Consider the following 15,958-nt stretch of genomic DNA (forward strand, 5'->3'; position numbering starts at 1 on the left):
TCAAAGAAAATGGGTGAATAATGGTAGGTTTTAATAGTAGTTTTTTAATTTGCTGTTATTTTGTCCTCTATATAATAGGAATAACCGTCTACTTTTAATTTAAGTAGACGGTTATTCTATGTTATGGTTTCGAAATACTTCTAGTTAAAGTATACGTGTTCTGTTTAGGATAGTTTGTTGTCCATAAAGCTTGGAGAAACGATAAGATGCTATATGGAATATAAAGTAGTAATAAACCAATCGTGACAACTATAGGTGCGCTTCCGCCAAATTGGACGATAAATTGTAATAGTCCGTTTGTATGAAAAATACATTCCATAAAAACGAATGAAAGAATAATGGAACTCAAAATAGATTTATGATTAGAAGTAAGCGCAATAAATAACGTATCAACAAGGAAAGATGAATTTTTTATTTCGTATTCATTAGTAATATTTAAGAACGGTAGCCATTTTTTAATTGCTTGCATAACGATTATCATAGAAGTGCTACATACGATGATAAAAGAGGAGAAGAAAGGAAACTTTATGAATTTCGCGATATAGAGAAGTGATAATAGGACTAAACATTGTAATATCACAGTGCCAAAAGAATACGGTATCCAGCGAAATAAAGAACTACACTTTTTTAATGAGTTTGGTGCTTTTAAAAATAGATGGCCAATTCCTAGACTTATAAAGAAACCGATTACAAGAGTGAATGTGAAACGAACGATCGATAAAAAATATATTTCCCATATGTAGGGGAACAGTGGTGACGAATGGTTAGAGGTATGTATTATATTTTGTGTATGTATAAGCTGATTTGCTGAGAAAAGGATAGGTTCATGCATCCAATCAATTGTTGGAATTGAAATGGAAGAAGACTGCACTAAATTATGGAAAATGCTTACAAATCCAGTTAAGTAGGAATAATTATGTGTAATGAATAATGCTGGAAGAGGACTTATGACAAAAATAATCAAAACACCGGCTATAAATTTACATATATGTGAGCGCAATAAGGACATTCAATCACCTACTCTTTGAATATTCAGAAAATTCTTATTCTTATTTTAGCTTTTTTCGGATGAAGTTACAACACATTTTTCTCGAAGTAAGTTAGAGAGAATATACTATACTGAGATTATCCCGCTTTAACGGGCAGTAGACTCCACCTCAAAATTCGGCGAATGCGTAGAATTTAGGTGGGGAGATCAACTGCCCATAAAAGCCCGATTGGTGAAGGCTAATAATAAATGGGGTGGAAAAATCCCCACTTATTAAGGTTTCACTTTAAACAAGTGTATGATTAATGAATAAATTATGACGGAAAAATGAATAATTTTCAGAAAAATAAAATAATATATTTATTTTTTTCTGAAAATATAATATAGTTAGGGCACAGAAAGTATTTTAGCATAAGGAGGCTTTTTTATGAGGATTAAAGGGAATTATGTGCCAAAGAGGGAAGTTTTGTTTTGCTCAAGTTCAATTACGATAGGGGAAACGCTGGAGCATTTAAATAAAACGGGGTATCGTTGTGTACCAGTTTTAGATGAAAAAAAAGAGAAGTTTTTAGGGAATGTATACAAAGTAGATATTTTAGAATATAAAGGTTCACTTGAAGATAATGTATTACAATTATTGAACGATAAGAATGGGTACGTGAGAGAAGACTCTTCCTTCTTTAAAGTATTTTTTACAATTAAAAAACTACCGTATTTATCAGTAGTTGATGAAAAAGGGGTCTTCCTTGGTATTTTAACTCATAAAAAAGTTTTTGAACTATTAGAAGATGCATGGGGAGTCCATTCTAGTAAATATTCTGTCATGATTGGAACACAAGATTATAATGGGGCCATTCAAAAATTATCGACAGTGCTAAAGAAATACACTGGTATTCAAAGCTTAATGACTTTTGATAATGATGCTTTATTAGTACGTAGAATTATGTTTACATTGGGAGAAGAGTTTGAAGATAGTGAATTAGAAACATTGCTAAAGGATTTAGAAGATCATGGATTTAGAGTTGTTTATGTTGAAGAGATGAATAATCCACGTGAAGTTGAAACGATAGAGTAACAAGTAAAAGCCATCTTATTTTTTGATGGCTTTTACTTTCTTTCGCATAAAAATATTCAAATATAATAAAATGTAAAAATCGTAAATTTCTAAAAAAATTTGTGTAATAGAATAAATAAAGGAGGTATGCGTGGATAATTTTGATTTTCAAAAAATTCTATTTAAAAATATGTTTTTATTTTTCAGCCAAATATGTTACTATATGTGTGATAAAAACAAAGAGGTCTGACAACTAAACTCCACGTCATAACACTCTAATGACTTAAATTTTCAAAAAAATCAAAATTTATTATTTAGAGTAATTAAAAGGGGAATGGAGAAATTATGGAGAAGGACATTGCTTTGTAAGGGACATACTTTATGATTATGAACGGAGAGGAGGATGCATAGCATATTGTGAGAATAGAGAAAAACAATGAAAAAGTGCTATGCAAATGAAAGAGATGAAGGGACGATTAAGGCCAGGTGATACGCTAGCAATCGGTTTAATGTTATTTGCATTATTTTTAGGAGCAGGAAATTTAATTTTTCCACCAGTTTTAGGTCAACAAGCAGGAGAAAATGTTTGGATTGCTACAATTGGATTCCTTGTAACGGGAGTCGGACTTCCCCTATTAGCTGTCACAGCTGTCGCGTTTGTAGAGGGGGACTTGAAAGCGCTATCTTCTAGAGTTCACCCTATATTTGCGTTTATTTTTCCACTAGTTAGTTATTTAGCAATTGGACCATTCTTTGCGATCCCGCGTACTGGAGCTGTTTCGTTTGAAATGGGAATGAAGCCGTTTTTATCAGAAGCAATGGTTTCAGAATGGTACATGCTGTTCCTTTACACTATAGTTTTCTTCGGAGTAACGTGGTATTTATCATTAAATCCATCTAAATTAGTTGATTGGTTTGGAAAGTTCCTTACACCGTTGTTAGTATTAATAGTTGCTGTTATTGTCGGAAAGGCAATTATTGATCCGATTGGAACACCGGCGGAACCGTTAGCTGCTTATAAAGAAAATGCTTTCTTTGGAGGGTTTATTCAAGGGTATTTAACGATGGATGCAATTAGTGCTCTTGTGTTTGGAATTGTTGTTGTACAAGTTATTCGCTCAAAAGGAATAAAAGAGAGCGGACAAATCGCAAAAATAACAGTCGTATCAGGAGTAATTGCTGTAATAGGTTTAACGTTAATATATTTATCACTTGCTTATCTAGGTTCAACAAGTACATCACTTGGTGTTTCAGAGAACGGTGGTCTTATATTAACGAATGTTGTAAATGAGTTGTATGGAACGAGTGGGAAAATTTTATTAGGACTTGTTATTACACTTGCTTGTTTAACGACTTCGGTTGGATTAGCATCTGCCTGTGCAGGCTTCTTTACAAACTTATTCCCGAAATTTTCACATAAAACGATTGTAACAATAGTATGTGTATTTAGTTTAATTGTATCTAACTTAGGATTGACACAATTAATCGCAGTAACTTTACCAGTGTTAATGATCATTTATCCAGTTGCAATTGTATTAATTGTACTTTCGTATTTCCATAAATGGATTGGAAAGCGTAATACAATTTATATTGGTGCAATATTAGGTGCATTGTCGATTAGTTTATTTAATGGTTTAGAAAGTGCGAACATCAAAATTGACGCAATTTCAAATGTACTACAAATGTTACCGTTATATAAAGAAGGAATAGGGTGGTTAATCCCAGCATGTATTGGCGGAGTTCTCGGTTTCTTCTTCTATAAATCAAATGAATCAAGCGAATTACAAAAGAAAGGTGCCTAGGCGCCTTTCTTTTTTTGAAGGAGATTTTTGTGCTTTGTCTAAGTAATAATTGGGAGGATTGATAAAATGGCTAGTTTTGAAGATTTTTTAACTTTGGATTTGCGTATTGGGACGGTAAGAAAGGCAGAGGAATTTAAAGAAGCAAGAATTCCTGCAATTAAGTTAGAAATCGATTTTGGAGAGTTAGGGGTTAAGCAATCAAGTGCTCAAATTACGAAAAGATACAATCCAGAAGATTTAATCGGTCAACAAGTCGTTGCTATAGTGAATTTCCCACCAAAGCGTGTGGCAGGATTTAAATCGGAAGTGCTTGTACTTGGCGGAGTTCCTGAAGATGACGATGTTGTTTTACTTCAGCCTAATATGGAACTACCGAATGGAACGAAAATTAGTTAGTGTGAAGGTAGGTGTTAATTTGGATATTGGACGAGAGTATTTAAAATGTGCAATTTCGAATTTCAAAGCAACACAAAACCAAGGAGAACGAGTACTTTCTCAATTATCTTATGAACAGATAATGTGGTCTTCTCATGAGGAGACAAATAGTATTGCGATTATTATTAAGCATTTACATGGTAATATGCGTTCAAGATGGACAGATTTTTTAACGTCTGATGGTGAAAAAATAAATCGTAACCGAGATGGTGAATTTGAAGGAGGCTATCATTCAAAGGAAGAAGCCCTTGCAGCGTGGCAAGAAGGGTGGGATTATGTTTTTGAAGCTTTGGATAATTTAACGCCAGAGAAGGTTTTGCAGAAAGTATACATTCGCGGAGAAGAACACACTGTAATGCAAGCGATCGAAAGGCAAATTTCTCATTATGCTTTACATATTGGACAAATCATTTACATTGGTAAAATGTTAAAAGAAAATGATTGGGAGTGTTTAAGCATTCCTAGAGGTCAGTCTACTAGTTATTTACAGAAAAAACGTTCAACGTAATAATAGGAAAGAAACCGATATAAAATAGGAAGCAAAAAAATAAGCCAAACGATAGATGGCTCCGTGAACATTAGAATGCTACCAGCAATAAGTCCATATATAATAAGAAAGAAACCAAAGAGTGTATTTATAGGAATAAAACGTGAGACAAATAATTGCTGATTTTTGAAACAAGTGTTGTGAAATAAATAAAATCGGAAATGCCATGTAGAGGTAATAAGATCTTTCTTTCTTGCTATTCTTTTTTTACATGTATGACAGATGAATGGTGGCTGCATTTCGTTACGCTCCATTTTTTATATTCATTAGTTTCATAATAATTTGAGACAAAATTAAGTACAAAGTGTATACCCCTATATACGCTCCTGCAAGTAGAAAAAATGGATTTAGTAAAATTCCATGAATGCTTGTCATGAAAACTAAATTTTGTATTAAAACATCATATATATTAATAGAAATAATTGTCCCGAGTACATACAGTGCTAAGTATGCGAAAATATGTAGCGTAATACGAATTTTAGGATGTAAAGCAAACAAATAAAAAATAAATGATAAGACGATTGGTAATGTTCCTATTAGTAGCTTCAATTCATTTCACCTCATTAACAATATAGCCGGAATTTAAGCGGTCTATTCTCTAGAGCTTGTACATAACTTGAAATAGAGAGGGTGATAGTATGAATCGAGGCTTTTTTTACGTGAAATTAACAAGTGTACGCAAGTTAATTATATTTGTTATTACTACGGTATTAGCGACTTTCTTTCTTATTAGTGTAATGGTAACTTCCATGAAAGAGACAAAGTCAACGTATTTATATAATTGGTTAAATGAGTTATCAATGAATGGTTACATGTACGTTATTGGGAAAGAGAATCATTATTTTACACAGGAGTACCGGAATTTGAATCAAGACTTTTCTATTTCTTCATTCCTCTTTTCGATGGCTACGAATATTCGTTTTGATGATGTACGTAGTTTTGTCGGAAAGGAGCTTCCGGGATTTGGAAAGTATGATACAGAAATCGTTATAGCAGGTGAAGGAACAAATTACTCCAACTTACCGATAGAGTCGAGTGTCCCTCTTGAAGAAGTAGTGAAGGAACGGACTGGAGAAGCTGGACAAGTTCCTAAGCCTGATCCGAATAAAGAGAAGAAACAACCATCTCAAACGACGGGAAAAAGGCAAGTTGCATTGATTTATCATTCACATAGCTGGGAATCTTATTTGCCGCTACTCAACTTAACGAATGATCCAAATCCAAATAAAGCAACGAGTTCTGTCACGAATATTTCAATAGTTGGCGATCGATTGCGTGAACAGTTAGAAAGTGAAGGGATCGGTGCTACTAACGATAAAACGGATGTTGGTCAAAAATTAATAAGTAAAGGATTAAACAGTAATAGTTCTTATAAACTATCACGAGAAATTGTACAAGAAGCGATGGCTGGTAATAAAGAACTCCAATATTTTTTCGATTTGCACCGTGATAGTGCACGGAAAAATGTCACGACAAAAACAATTGGAGATAAATCATATGCAAAGCTTGCTTTTGTAATTGGGAAAGGAAATAAAAATTATGAAAAGAACTTACAATTAGCAACAGCTCTTCATGAGGAAATTAATAAGAAATATCCAGGAGTGAGCCGTGGTGTAATTCAAAAAGGGTTCCAAACAGGAAATGGAGTCTATAATCAAGACTTATCAGGACAGGCGATTTTAATTGAAGTTGGTGGCGTAGATAATACAGATGAAGAATTAAATAGATCGATTGATGTTCTTGCTAAAGCATTTGGAGGGTATTTTTGGCAAGCGGAAAAAGTGAATGGATAAAGTGGGAATTTAATTAGCCCTCATCAATCGGGATACCCGTTAATACGGGAAACACGTAAGCGAGAAGCTTACGTGTTTTTTATTCATAATCTATAGGTAGAAAGACATGTCACAGTATAGACATAATTACCTATTATTATAGTAATATCGAAATTTGTCTATTTATAGTAAGAAATTTAGAAAGGAATTTTCAGAATAGTGGAGAAAATGTTTTTACAAGGAAAATTTTAAACTAACAGAATGGATAGGGGATCAAGATGATACGAGAGATTAGAGTAGAAGATGCAGCATCATTTTTACAATTAAGTAAGCAATTAGACGAAGAAACGAAATTTATGTTATACGAACCAGGAGAACGAAAAACTACAGTAGAGCAACAAGAAAAGATGGTCCACCGTTTTATAGAAAATGAATATGCGACAATATTTGTAGCAGTTGAAGATGATAGAGTAATTGGATTTATTTTAGCTAATGGTAATGATGTTCAAAGAAAGAGACATGTGGCAGGCATTGTAATTGGTATTTTGCAAGAGTATAGTGGCCGAGGTATTGGAACGAGTTTGTTTAAAGAAGTAGAGAAGTGGGCAAGATTACATGATGTATGGCGTTTAGAATTAACGGTAATGGCCCACAATACAAGAGCTCAGGCACTATATAGCAAAATTGGATTTGCGCAAGAAGGTGTCAAAAAATCTGCTCTTATCATCGATGGAAAAGGTATCGATGAGTATGAAATGGCCAAATTATTAAAATAAGAGGTCGTTATATGAAAAAAAGATGGGCACTACTTGGTACCGTAGCAATGATACTGATCATTGGAGTAGCGGGAATAAATTATAAGATGTACAAGGAGCAAGAGGCGCGGGAAGTAAATGTAAACAATATATTTCCGAAAGCTAAAGAAACGATTGCTAATATGGATGGGGATATCGCAGTCATTAGTAATCCAAATTCGATGCTTGTACTTGTGAATAAAAATAGGCGTTTACCAGATGGGTATAGACCGCCAGATTTAGTTGTTCCGAAAGTACGTTATTCTAGTGAAGGTGATCAGGAGAAGAAAAAGATGAGGAAAGAGGCAGCGGTGGCACTTGAGGAAATGATTCAGCAAGCCGATAATGAGCGGATTTTCCTTTTTGCAGTCTCTGGATTTAGATCTTTTGATCGACAAAAAGCATTAAATACAATGTATAAAAAACAAGATGGAGAAGCAAAGACAGCGATGTCTAGTGCAGTCCCTGGTACGAGTGAACATCAAACAGGACTAGCTATGGATATTACATCTCAATCTGCTAAATTTCAGTTAGAAACTGTTTTTGGGGAGACGAAAGAAGGAAAGTGGCTTTCTGAAAATGCCCATAAGTTTGGTTTTGTTATTCGATATACGAAAGAGAAAGAAGGGATTACCGGCTATCGTTATGAACCGTGGCATGTACGGTATGTTGGGAATCCGCAAGCTACATATTTATATGAAAACCAACTGACGCTTGAAGAAGTAACGCAGTAATGAATTGAGGGGAGAGGGCTAAGATGACGATGTTATATAAGAAAAAGGTACATGCATATATTACGAGAGAAAAAGAAGGGGTTATGCAACTACTCGTTTTTAAACATCGTGATATACGAGAGGCTGGTATCCAAGTGCCAGGTGGGACAGTATATGAAGGGGAAACGTTAGAGGCAGCAATTTTACGCGAAGTACAAGAAGAGTCAGGACTACGCCATTTTTGTATCGAACGCTTCCTTTCTGATTACATTATTTATATGAAAGAAAAAAAGGAATATCAAAAACGTCATTTTTTCCACATTTCATTATTAACAGATGTGAAAGATACGTGGGAACATATAGTAAGTGCCGGTGAGGAAGACAAAGGTTTAGTATTTTGTTATGAGTGGATTGATATTAACAAATGTCCTGAATTAGCGGGTAAACAAGGCGAGTTTTTACATTTGTTAGAAGAGGTATATGTAAAATAATAAAAAGAGTCTGAGGCGATATTGAATTCGTTTCAGACTCTTTTTATTTCTCTGGAAATTAAAGGTTTTTAAACTGGTAAGTTGAAGTCCTTTAAAGGGATTGTAGTTGTTTATGCGAGGAGCGGAGAAAATGAAAAAGTAATAGATATACGTCGTATATAAAAGGAGAATGAAAATGGAAATTCAGTTCAATACATTATTGCAAAAAGAATTAACAATTCATGATATACAAACTGCAATGGAAGAAGGAAAATTAACGTCGAAAGAATTAGTCATGTATTATCTTCATAGAATCGCAAAATATGACCAAGATGGTCCGAAACTCAATTCTATTTTAGAAATCAACCCAGATGCTATCTTTATTGCAGAAGCGCTAGATCATGAAAGAAAGACTAAAGGTGTAAGAGGCCTATTACATGGTATCCCTGTTTTACTTAAAGACAATATTGAAACGAATGACTCAATGCATACGAGTGCAGGTACGATTGCTCTAGAACAAAATATGAGTAGTGAAGATGCATTTCTCGTAAAAAAACTACGAGAGGCAGGAGCTGTGATAATAGGTAAAACAAATATGACAGAGTTAGCAAATGCAATGTCTTTTGAAATGTGGGCTGGATATAGCGCTAGAGGCGGTCAAACAATCAATCCATATGGAACAGGAAAGGATGATATGTTTGTTGGTGGATCGAGTACAGGATCTGCCGTTGCAGTTGCTGCTAACTTTACTGTATTATCCGTTGGAACAGAGACAGATGCTTCTATTTTAAGTCCAGCTGTTCAAAACTCTGTAGTAGGTATTAAACCGACAGTTGGTTTAATTAGCCGTAGAGGAATTATTCCGTTCACATATTCTCAAGATACAGCCGGTCCGTTTGCTAGAACGGTAACAGATGCGGCTATTTTACTAGGGAGTTTAACTGGAGTGGATGAAAAAGATGTAGCTACTTATAAAAGTGAAGGCATGGCATATCAAGATTATACATCTTATCTTGATGCTAATGGTTTAAAGGGAGCGAAGATCGGTGTTTATAGCAATGCTCCAAAAGATTATTACGAAAATGGTGAGTACGATGAAAAATTGTTTGAGGAAACGATCCAAGTATTACGTAGTGAGGGAGCGACAGTAGTAGAAGATATTGATATTTCGTCTTTTCATAGGGAATGGAGTTGGGGAGTTCCACTTTATGAGCTGAAGCACAGCTTGGATAACTATCTTTCTAAATTACCTTCTACTATTCCAGTGCATTCTATTTCGGAGTTAATGGAGTTTAATAAAAACATAGCAGAAAGAGCTTTGAAATATGGACAAACTAAGTTAGAAAGAAGAAAAGATTTTCCTAATACGTTAAGAAATCCAGAATATTTAAACGCAAGATTAGAAGATATATATTTTTCGCAAAAACAAGGTATTGATTTTGCGTTGGAAAAATATAATCTTGATGCGATACTGTTCCCTTCCTATATAGGCTCTACTATATGTGCGAAAGCAGGTTATCCGTCTATAGCAATACCTGCGGGATATATGGAAAGCGGGAGACCTTTTGGAATTACGATTGCAAGTACTGCTTTTAGTGAAGGAATATTAATTAAACTAGCATACGCTTTTGAACAAGCGACAAAACATAGGAAGATTCCCAACTTGTCATGAATAGAATAAACAAAGAGGACAGGAATTCCTGTCCTTTTTGTTTTATTGATTAAAGTGAAATATCTTTCTGCTCCGTCTTATGATATTTTAATAAGTTAAAGGATAAACAAGCAGAACATAAAATAAGAAAAGCGGCGATAATATAAATAGTACGAACGCCGAACATATCAGTAATAATTCCAACGCTAAGCATAGAAAGACCAGAAGCTGTCGAGAGAAGTGCACCATGAGCTGTATACATCTTCGACAATAAAGAAGGAGTGACGCTGGATTGTAAAACCGTCGTTTGAGAAATATCTCTAATTTGATAACATGGCCCCATTAGAACACAAAGAAATAGAGCAATAAATCCGCTACTTGTCATACCATATAAAAATGTAAGAATACTAAACATAAGAGAGCCTATCGCCATGGAGCGTATTAAATTTTTTTGAATATATGTACTCATTTTCCACGCTAATATCCCGCCAATTAATGTGCCGACGTAATAACTTGTGTTAATATATCCCCACCAATCTTCGCCTTTATGTAAAGCAGTCGTTACATATGCCATCGTAATAGCACCGATCCACATCGTCCCTGCGAAAGTTTCAATTAAGTGCATAATTGTAACGGTACGGAGAGAAGGATTTTGAAATAAGAGTTTCCATCCTTCTAATAAAGCAGCACTGTTTGAAGAGGAAGGCTCTGTTACGCGTTCAGTATGTATGGAACGTAATGAAAAGTGTAATGCAACACATCCAAGAATCATCAAAATGTTATTAATCATGAGTGTAGAGCTAGCGCCAATGAGAAGAACGATAATACTTGTAAATGAATAAGCTGCCGCTTGTACAATTTGTGTTAAAAAGGAAAAGATACTATTTACTTTTACTAAGTTTTCTTTTGGTGTAAGGCACGGAAGAATGCCGTATAGTAATGGAGCACTCCACCCATTACATAATGAAATGAAAAAAATAAAAGTTAATAGGGCTAAAATGTTTGTGGATAAGACCGGGAATAAAATCATTAATAATAGGAAAAGAGCTGCTTTCAGCCATTGCAAAGTATATAGCAACTTATAAGATGGAAAACGATTCATTATAAGTGGTGCAGATATGTTAGCAATTAGATTTGTGATAACTTGCAATAATGGGAAAAGGGCAGTAATAGTAGCTGATTTAGTTGATATATAGATATGAGTTGTAATAATCATAATGTAAACGATGTCAGCGAGAGTAATGCATATTTTGGAACTTAAATAGTAAGCTATTGAGCGATTTCGCAATAAGAACACCACTTTCTTAAAAAATAATACTTTTGAAGTTAGAATTATTATAGTTTGAAAATCAAATTTTCGAAAGAATTTAATTTTTTGTCGTTTTTTGAAAGGAATTTTCATGTATAATGAAGAATATATTAATATAGTATTTTATTAATGCTTGTTGTAACAGCGAATATATATAATAGCTTGTAGCAAACGCCCCTCTATGAGAAAGGGCGGATAAACCATTCTTTTCTTCATATACATATAGAAAATGAGAAAGAAAGTGAGGGTTGCATATGGCTGGATGGGTGATTTGGTTTATAATAGCGGGTATTTTATTTATTGCAGAAATGTTGTCGATTACTTTTTACATGCTTTGGCTTGGAATTGGAGCTGTTGTCGGAGGTCTTATTGCTTTGTTTGCTCCTGATGCACTATTCTTACAAGTTGTTGTTGGGGCGATTGTAAGTTTAACATTGACTTTCTTTACGAAAAGAATTTCAAAAAACTTTCGAGAAGCAAAAGGTTTTACTGATACAGTAGATAAACTGGTTGGTAAAAATGGAATTGTTATGCAAGCGATTACAAGTGAAGTGAACGGTATTGTGAAAGTGGATGGAGATACTTGGACAGCTATTTCGGATACTCCTATTGATGCTGGAGAAAAAGTCGTTGTTATAAAGAGGCATAGTACTATTTTACAAGTGAAAAAGGAGAGTGAATAAATATGGCAGTAGCATTAACGTTAACGATTATTTTCGCATTGATTGTCGTTGTATTTATTGCATTGACGATTAAAATTATTTCGCAGCAAAAAGTTGGGGTTGTTGAAAGGTTTGGTAAATTTCAACGGATTATGCATCCAGGATTAAATATTTTAATCCCAATTGTAGATCGTGTTCGTGTATATCATGATTTGCGTATTCAACAAACGAATGTACCACCACAAAAGGTAATTACGAAAGATAATGTACAAGTAGAAATTGATACAATTATTTTCTATCAAATTGTTGAACCAGAGCTTGCGACATATGGTATTTCAAACTATGAATATGGTGTTCGTAATATTACATCTGCAACAATGCGACAAATTATTGGTAAAATGGAGCTTGATGAAACATTATCAGGTCGTGAAAAAATTTCAACAGAAATTCGTTTAGCACTTGATGAAGCGACAGAAAAATGGGGCGTTCGTATTGAGCGTGTCGAAATAGTCGATATTAACCCACCAAAAGATGTGCAAGTATCAATGGAAAAACAAATGAAAGCAGAACGTAATAAACGTGCGATCATTTTAGAAGCTGAAGCAGCGAAACAAGATAAAGTCCTTCGTGCTGAAGGGGAAAAACAAAGTAAAATTTTAATGGCTGAAGGGGATAAAGAAGCGCGTATTCGAGAAGCTGAAGGTTTAAAAGAAGCAAAAGAATTAGAAGCGCAAGGGGAAGCAAGAGCGATTGAGGAAATCGCAAAAGCAGAACAAAATCGAATTGAATTACTTCGCGCAGCAGATTTAGATGAGCGCGTACTTGCTTATAAATCATTTGAATCATTGATTGAGGTTGCAAAAGGACCAGCAAATAAAGTCTTTATTCCGTCTAATGCAATTGAAACACTTGGTACTCTTGGTGCTATTGGGGAAATTTTTAAAGAGAAACAAGCGAAGAAATTACCTTCGTCAGATACAGAAAAATAACTATCAGAGTGAGGAAGAGAAATGGGATGCCATTTCTCTTTTTTGTGCGTATATTGCGAAAGGCTTGTACATATCCATGTATAAAGAAGGTGATACAGTGAAAAAGTATGCTACTCGTATACATGGGAAAAAACTAGTTTCGTTACTCTTTCTATATGCACTAATAGTAATTATTATTGCGTCGATTTTGACGTCACTTTTACATACAATGAAATCGAATTATGCGAATCAATGGTTTGGAAAAGTATCTATGCAAGGTTTTGTTCAAATGATAGAAAGTGAGAATCGCTATTATGGATTTGATTATTTTAAGCAAAATAAACGAGAATCGGTTGGGAATTTAATGTTCTCTATTGCGACAGATTTAAAAATAAAAGATTTGAGAACGTTTGTCGGTAAAGAAGTACCTGGTATGTCAAAGTATTACTCTAACATTATCGTAGCTGGAGAAGGGACAAACTTTACGAATATCCCAAATGAATCTAGTGTACCGATTGAAGAAGTAACGAAAGAGCGAGAAGTAGCAAAAGATAAAGTTACAGAAGCGGAAAAGAATAATCCAATCAAGAAAAAGAACGGAACGAAAAAAGGAGAAAGCGCAGTATACATTTATCATACACATAGCTGGGAATCCTTCTTTCCGTTATTACCAGGGGCTACCGATCCATCAAGCCCGGATGTAAATGTGTCCTTACTAGGGAAACGTATGAAAGAACAACTTGAAGGACAAGGAATTCCGGTAATTCATGATAAAACGAATATGGGGGATTTATTAGCGAGTAAAAAATGGAAATGGCCGCAATCATATAAAGCGTCTCATGGATATGTAAAAGAAACATTAGCACAAAATAATAAAATTGCGTTTCCGATTGATATACACCGTGATGATCAGCGGAAGAAGGTAACAACAAAAGTAATTAACGGGAAATCGTATGCAAGATTATATTTTATAATTGGGATGGAAAATGAAGGGCGTGCTGAAAATGAAAAAATTGCAAGGGCAATCAATAGTTATTTAGATGAAAACTATTACGGATTAAGTAGAGGGATTTTTCCGAAGTATAAAAAAGATGGAAATGGCGTTTATAATCAAGACTTATCTAAAAACGCAATGTTAATTGAAGTTGGTGGTGTTGATAATACGTTAGATGAATTATATAACACAATTGATGTGTTAACGGAAGCGTTTAGTAAGTATTATTGGAATGATGCAGAGAAAGTGAATGGGTGAGGAACGGGAAACCGTTCCTTTTTTATTTTTGAAATCCTAAAATATGATATAATAGAATTTTGCGAATATTGAACGAGGAGTGGGATAGACATGCAAATACTATTAATACGTCACGGTGAATCAGAAGCTGATATTTTAAATGTACATGAAGGTCGAGCTGATTTTGAATTAACAGAAAAGGGAAGACAGCAAGTACAAAGACTTGTACAGAAAGTGAAAGCGGACTTTCTGCCAGATTTCATTTGGGCAAGCACATTAAAACGTGCTCGAGAAACGGCTGAAACATTAGCTGAAGCGATTCAGTGCCCAATTCAATTAGAAGAGGAATTAATGGAGTTTAATAATGGGGTACAAGCAGGGTTATCATTTGAGGAAGCAAAAAAATATCCAGAGCCAAAGTTTCTTCATGATCGGTTTGAAAACGGGGAATCATTTATTGAATTTAGAATGAGAATAGAAGGAATCTTTTCTAAAATCGTGACAGAGAATACATATGACCGAATTGCAATTGTTGCACACGGTGGTGTAATAAATAGTATTTTACGAGCATTTTTCCAAATGCCAATTAGTATGGACTATTATTTTAAAATGGGAGATACGGGTATTAGTTTGATTGAACTTACGGATAAACAGAAAACTGTTCATTTTATAAATGATACAAATCATTTGGATGGATTGTAAGAGGGTATGTACAAAGTTGTATTTTTCGATGTTGACGGTACTCTTTTAAGTGAGATTGATAGAAGTATGCACGAAAGTACAAAAGAAGCGATACAAAGGTTAATAGATAAAGGAATTCACGTCGTTGTTACAACTGGGAGACCATATAGTTTATGCTCACAATTTAAAGAACTGGGCATAAATACGTTTATTTCTGCAAATGGTGCACATATAAAATGTGCTGATGAAGTTATACATAAATCGGTACTTTCAATTGAAATTGTTCATGACATTTCAAATTTCGCTGAATTACATGGTCACAGTGTTTCTTATTTTACAGAAGAATTTGTAATGAATGGTATTGCCTCAAAAGACGAACGTGTAATACGAGCATTAAATGAAACGTTAAATTTAGAGCGGTATCCTGACAAAGTTAGAAACTTGTCAGAAGAGATTTATTGTGTATGTCTGTATGCTGATGAAACAGAAGCTCAAAAATTCTTTGAAAGATATCCAGCACTTACGTTTGAACGTTTTCATGGTTACGTTATGAATGTGTTGGAAGATAATAAAGTATCGAAGCTAACTGCAATTCAAAAGGTATTGGAACATCTGGAAATTTGTAAATCAGAAGCAATTGCTTTTGGTGACGGTGGAAATGATGTTGAGATGTTACAGTATGTAGGACTGGGAATTGCGATGGGGAATGGCGGAGAAGAGTTAAAAACAAGAGCAGATTTCGTTACAAAGAAATCAAGTGAAGGTGGTATTTCTTTTGCTTTAAAAGAGTTTGGGATTATTTAAAAATAATAGCTAGTCAGTGCAGAGAGAGCCTGTTTAATAACAGGATTTTTTTGTCTAATAATATTCTTGCAATAAAA

Annotated in this window: 18 protein-coding genes; 14 read left to right on the top strand and 4 right to left on the bottom strand. The window is 34.3% G+C overall.

Annotation, left to right across the window (positions count from 1 at the left end; translation table 11 throughout):
• Positions 1-121: 121 nt before the first annotated feature.
• The gene (locus MHB76_RS10010; RefSeq protein WP_002158150.1) at positions 122-1,009 is read right to left on the bottom strand and encodes a hypothetical protein; all 888 of its coding nucleotides are present in this window, start codon (positions 1,007-1,009) and stop codon (positions 122-124) included.
• 406 nt (positions 1,010-1,415) lie between these two features.
• On the opposite strand from MHB76_RS10010, the gene cbpA reads away from it, so the two are divergent.
• The 4 genes from cbpA (at position 1,416) to MHB76_RS10030 (ending at position 4,787) form a co-directional block, all read left to right on the top strand.
• Complete coding sequence (gene cbpA, locus MHB76_RS10015; RefSeq protein WP_078173784.1) at positions 1,416-2,063, top strand: cyclic di-AMP binding protein CbpA; 648 nt, start codon at positions 1,416-1,418, stop codon at positions 2,061-2,063.
• A gap of 443 nt (positions 2,064-2,506) precedes the next feature.
• Complete coding sequence (brnQ4, locus tag MHB76_RS10020) at positions 2,507-3,844, top strand: branched-chain amino acid transport system II carrier protein BrnQ4 (protein WP_088099012.1); 1,338 nt, start codon at positions 2,507-2,509, stop codon at positions 3,842-3,844.
• Positions 3,845-3,910: 66 nt separating this feature from the next.
• Entirely contained in the window at positions 3,911-4,240 is a 330-nt protein-coding gene (gene csaA / locus MHB76_RS10025) for a chaperone CsaA (protein ID WP_340986349.1), read from the top strand.
• Positions 4,221-4,787 (top strand): DUF1572 domain-containing protein, encoded by a 567-nt coding sequence (locus tag MHB76_RS10030; RefSeq protein ID WP_078173783.1) that lies wholly within the window; start codon positions 4,221-4,223, stop codon positions 4,785-4,787. Before csaA ends, MHB76_RS10030 begins: the two co-directional genes overlap by 20 nt.
• On the opposite strand, the gene MHB76_RS10035 is transcribed toward MHB76_RS10030, so the two are convergent.
• Together MHB76_RS10035 and MHB76_RS10040 are read right to left on the bottom strand one after the other, a co-directional pair.
• Entirely contained in the window at positions 4,760-5,065 is a 306-nt protein-coding gene (locus MHB76_RS10035; RefSeq protein WP_078173782.1) for a permease, read from the bottom strand. The genes MHB76_RS10030 and MHB76_RS10035 overlap by 28 nt on opposite strands.
• Positions 5,066-5,069: 4 nt before the next feature.
• Complete coding sequence (locus MHB76_RS10040; RefSeq protein WP_078173781.1) at positions 5,070-5,375, bottom strand: hypothetical protein; 306 nt, start codon at positions 5,373-5,375, stop codon at positions 5,070-5,072.
• Positions 5,376-5,464: 89 nt separating this feature from the next.
• Here MHB76_RS10040 and spoIIP (MHB76_RS10045) point away from each other — a divergent pair, with 89 nt between their 5' ends.
• The 5 genes from spoIIP (MHB76_RS10045) to MHB76_RS10065 all read left to right on the top strand — a co-directional run bounded on the left by spoIIP (MHB76_RS10045) (position 5,465) and on the right by MHB76_RS10065 (position 10,247).
• Positions 5,465-6,619, top strand: coding sequence for a stage II sporulation protein SpoIIP (gene spoIIP / locus MHB76_RS10045; RefSeq protein ID WP_078173780.1), 1,155 nt, complete (start codon positions 5,465-5,467; stop codon positions 6,617-6,619).
• 257 nt (positions 6,620-6,876) lie between these two features.
• Entirely contained in the window at positions 6,877-7,374 is a 498-nt protein-coding gene (locus tag MHB76_RS10050; protein ID WP_002202264.1) for a GNAT family N-acetyltransferase, read from the top strand.
• 11 nt (positions 7,375-7,385) lie between these two features.
• A complete protein-coding gene (locus tag MHB76_RS10055; protein ID WP_002200752.1) occupies positions 7,386-8,126 on the top strand; it encodes a M15 family metallopeptidase in 741 nt (246 codons plus the stop codon).
• Between the two features lie 23 nt (positions 8,127-8,149).
• Positions 8,150-8,596 (top strand): NUDIX hydrolase, encoded by a 447-nt coding sequence (locus MHB76_RS10060; RefSeq protein WP_002158140.1) that lies wholly within the window; start codon positions 8,150-8,152, stop codon positions 8,594-8,596.
• 175 nt (positions 8,597-8,771) lie between these two features.
• A complete protein-coding gene (locus tag MHB76_RS10065; RefSeq protein WP_078173779.1) occupies positions 8,772-10,247 on the top strand; it encodes an amidase family protein in 1,476 nt (491 codons plus the stop codon).
• 49 nt (positions 10,248-10,296) lie between these two features.
• Here the strand turns inward: MHB76_RS10065 and MHB76_RS10070 are convergent, their stop codons facing one another.
• Positions 10,297-11,514 (bottom strand): MFS transporter, encoded by a 1,218-nt coding sequence (locus MHB76_RS10070; protein WP_139358324.1) that lies wholly within the window; start codon positions 11,512-11,514, stop codon positions 10,297-10,299.
• Positions 11,515-11,789: 275 nt separating this feature from the next.
• On the opposite strand from MHB76_RS10070, the gene MHB76_RS10075 reads away from it, so the two are divergent.
• The 5 genes from MHB76_RS10075 (at position 11,790) to MHB76_RS10095 (ending at position 15,881) form a co-directional block, all read left to right on the top strand.
• On the top strand, positions 11,790-12,218 hold the full coding sequence (locus MHB76_RS10075; RefSeq protein ID WP_002158137.1) for an NfeD family protein: 429 nt from the start codon (positions 11,790-11,792) through the stop codon (positions 12,216-12,218).
• Between the two features lie 2 nt (positions 12,219-12,220).
• The gene (locus MHB76_RS10080) at positions 12,221-13,186 is read left to right on the top strand and encodes an SPFH domain-containing protein (RefSeq protein WP_002158136.1); all 966 of its coding nucleotides are present in this window, start codon (positions 12,221-12,223) and stop codon (positions 13,184-13,186) included.
• A gap of 97 nt (positions 13,187-13,283) precedes the next feature.
• Positions 13,284-14,417, top strand: a complete 1,134-nt coding sequence (spoIIP, locus tag MHB76_RS10085) for a stage II sporulation protein P (protein WP_308033445.1) — start codon at positions 13,284-13,286, stop codon at positions 14,415-14,417.
• A gap of 90 nt (positions 14,418-14,507) precedes the next feature.
• Positions 14,508-15,098: a histidine phosphatase family protein gene (locus MHB76_RS10090; protein ID WP_016104633.1), complete on the top strand. Its 591-nt coding sequence runs from the start codon at positions 14,508-14,510 to the stop codon at positions 15,096-15,098.
• 6 nt (positions 15,099-15,104) lie between these two features.
• On the top strand, positions 15,105-15,881 hold the full coding sequence (locus MHB76_RS10095) for a Cof-type HAD-IIB family hydrolase (protein WP_078173777.1): 777 nt from the start codon (positions 15,105-15,107) through the stop codon (positions 15,879-15,881).
• The last annotated feature ends 77 nt before the right edge of the window (positions 15,882-15,958 follow it).

It is taken from the genome of Bacillus sp. FSL M7-1345, from assembly GCF_038006985.1.
Taxonomy (GTDB): Bacteria; Bacillota; Bacilli; order Bacillales; family Bacillaceae_G; genus Bacillus_A; species Bacillus_A cereus_U.

Coding starts and splice junctions, on each gene's coding strand:
- MHB76_RS10010 (WP_002158150.1), bottom strand. CDS start 1,009: ATGTCCTTATTGCGCTCACATATATGTAAATTTATAGCCGGTGTTTTG.
- cbpA (WP_078173784.1), top strand. CDS start 1,416: ATGAGGATTAAAGGGAATTATGTGCCAAAGAGGGAAGTTTTGTTTTGC.
- brnQ4 (WP_088099012.1), top strand. CDS start 2,507: ATGAAGGGACGATTAAGGCCAGGTGATACGCTAGCAATCGGTTTAATG.
- csaA (WP_340986349.1), top strand. CDS start 3,911: ATGGCTAGTTTTGAAGATTTTTTAACTTTGGATTTGCGTATTGGGACG.
- MHB76_RS10030 (WP_078173783.1), top strand. CDS start 4,221: ATGGAACGAAAATTAGTTAGTGTGAAGGTAGGTGTTAATTTGGATATT.
- MHB76_RS10035 (WP_078173782.1), bottom strand. CDS start 5,065: ATGCAGCCACCATTCATCTGTCATACATGTAAAAAAAGAATAGCAAGA.
- spoIIP (WP_078173780.1), top strand. CDS start 5,465: ATGAATCGAGGCTTTTTTTACGTGAAATTAACAAGTGTACGCAAGTTA.
- MHB76_RS10050 (WP_002202264.1), top strand. CDS start 6,877: ATGATACGAGAGATTAGAGTAGAAGATGCAGCATCATTTTTACAATTA.
- MHB76_RS10055 (WP_002200752.1), top strand. CDS start 7,386: ATGAAAAAAAGATGGGCACTACTTGGTACCGTAGCAATGATACTGATC.
- MHB76_RS10060 (WP_002158140.1), top strand. CDS start 8,150: ATGACGATGTTATATAAGAAAAAGGTACATGCATATATTACGAGAGAA.
- MHB76_RS10065 (WP_078173779.1), top strand. CDS start 8,772: ATGGAAATTCAGTTCAATACATTATTGCAAAAAGAATTAACAATTCAT.
- MHB76_RS10075 (WP_002158137.1), top strand. CDS start 11,790: ATGGCTGGATGGGTGATTTGGTTTATAATAGCGGGTATTTTATTTATT.
- MHB76_RS10080 (WP_002158136.1), top strand. CDS start 12,221: ATGGCAGTAGCATTAACGTTAACGATTATTTTCGCATTGATTGTCGTT.
- MHB76_RS10090 (WP_016104633.1), top strand. CDS start 14,508: ATGCAAATACTATTAATACGTCACGGTGAATCAGAAGCTGATATTTTA.
- MHB76_RS10095 (WP_078173777.1), top strand. CDS start 15,105: ATGTACAAAGTTGTATTTTTCGATGTTGACGGTACTCTTTTAAGTGAG.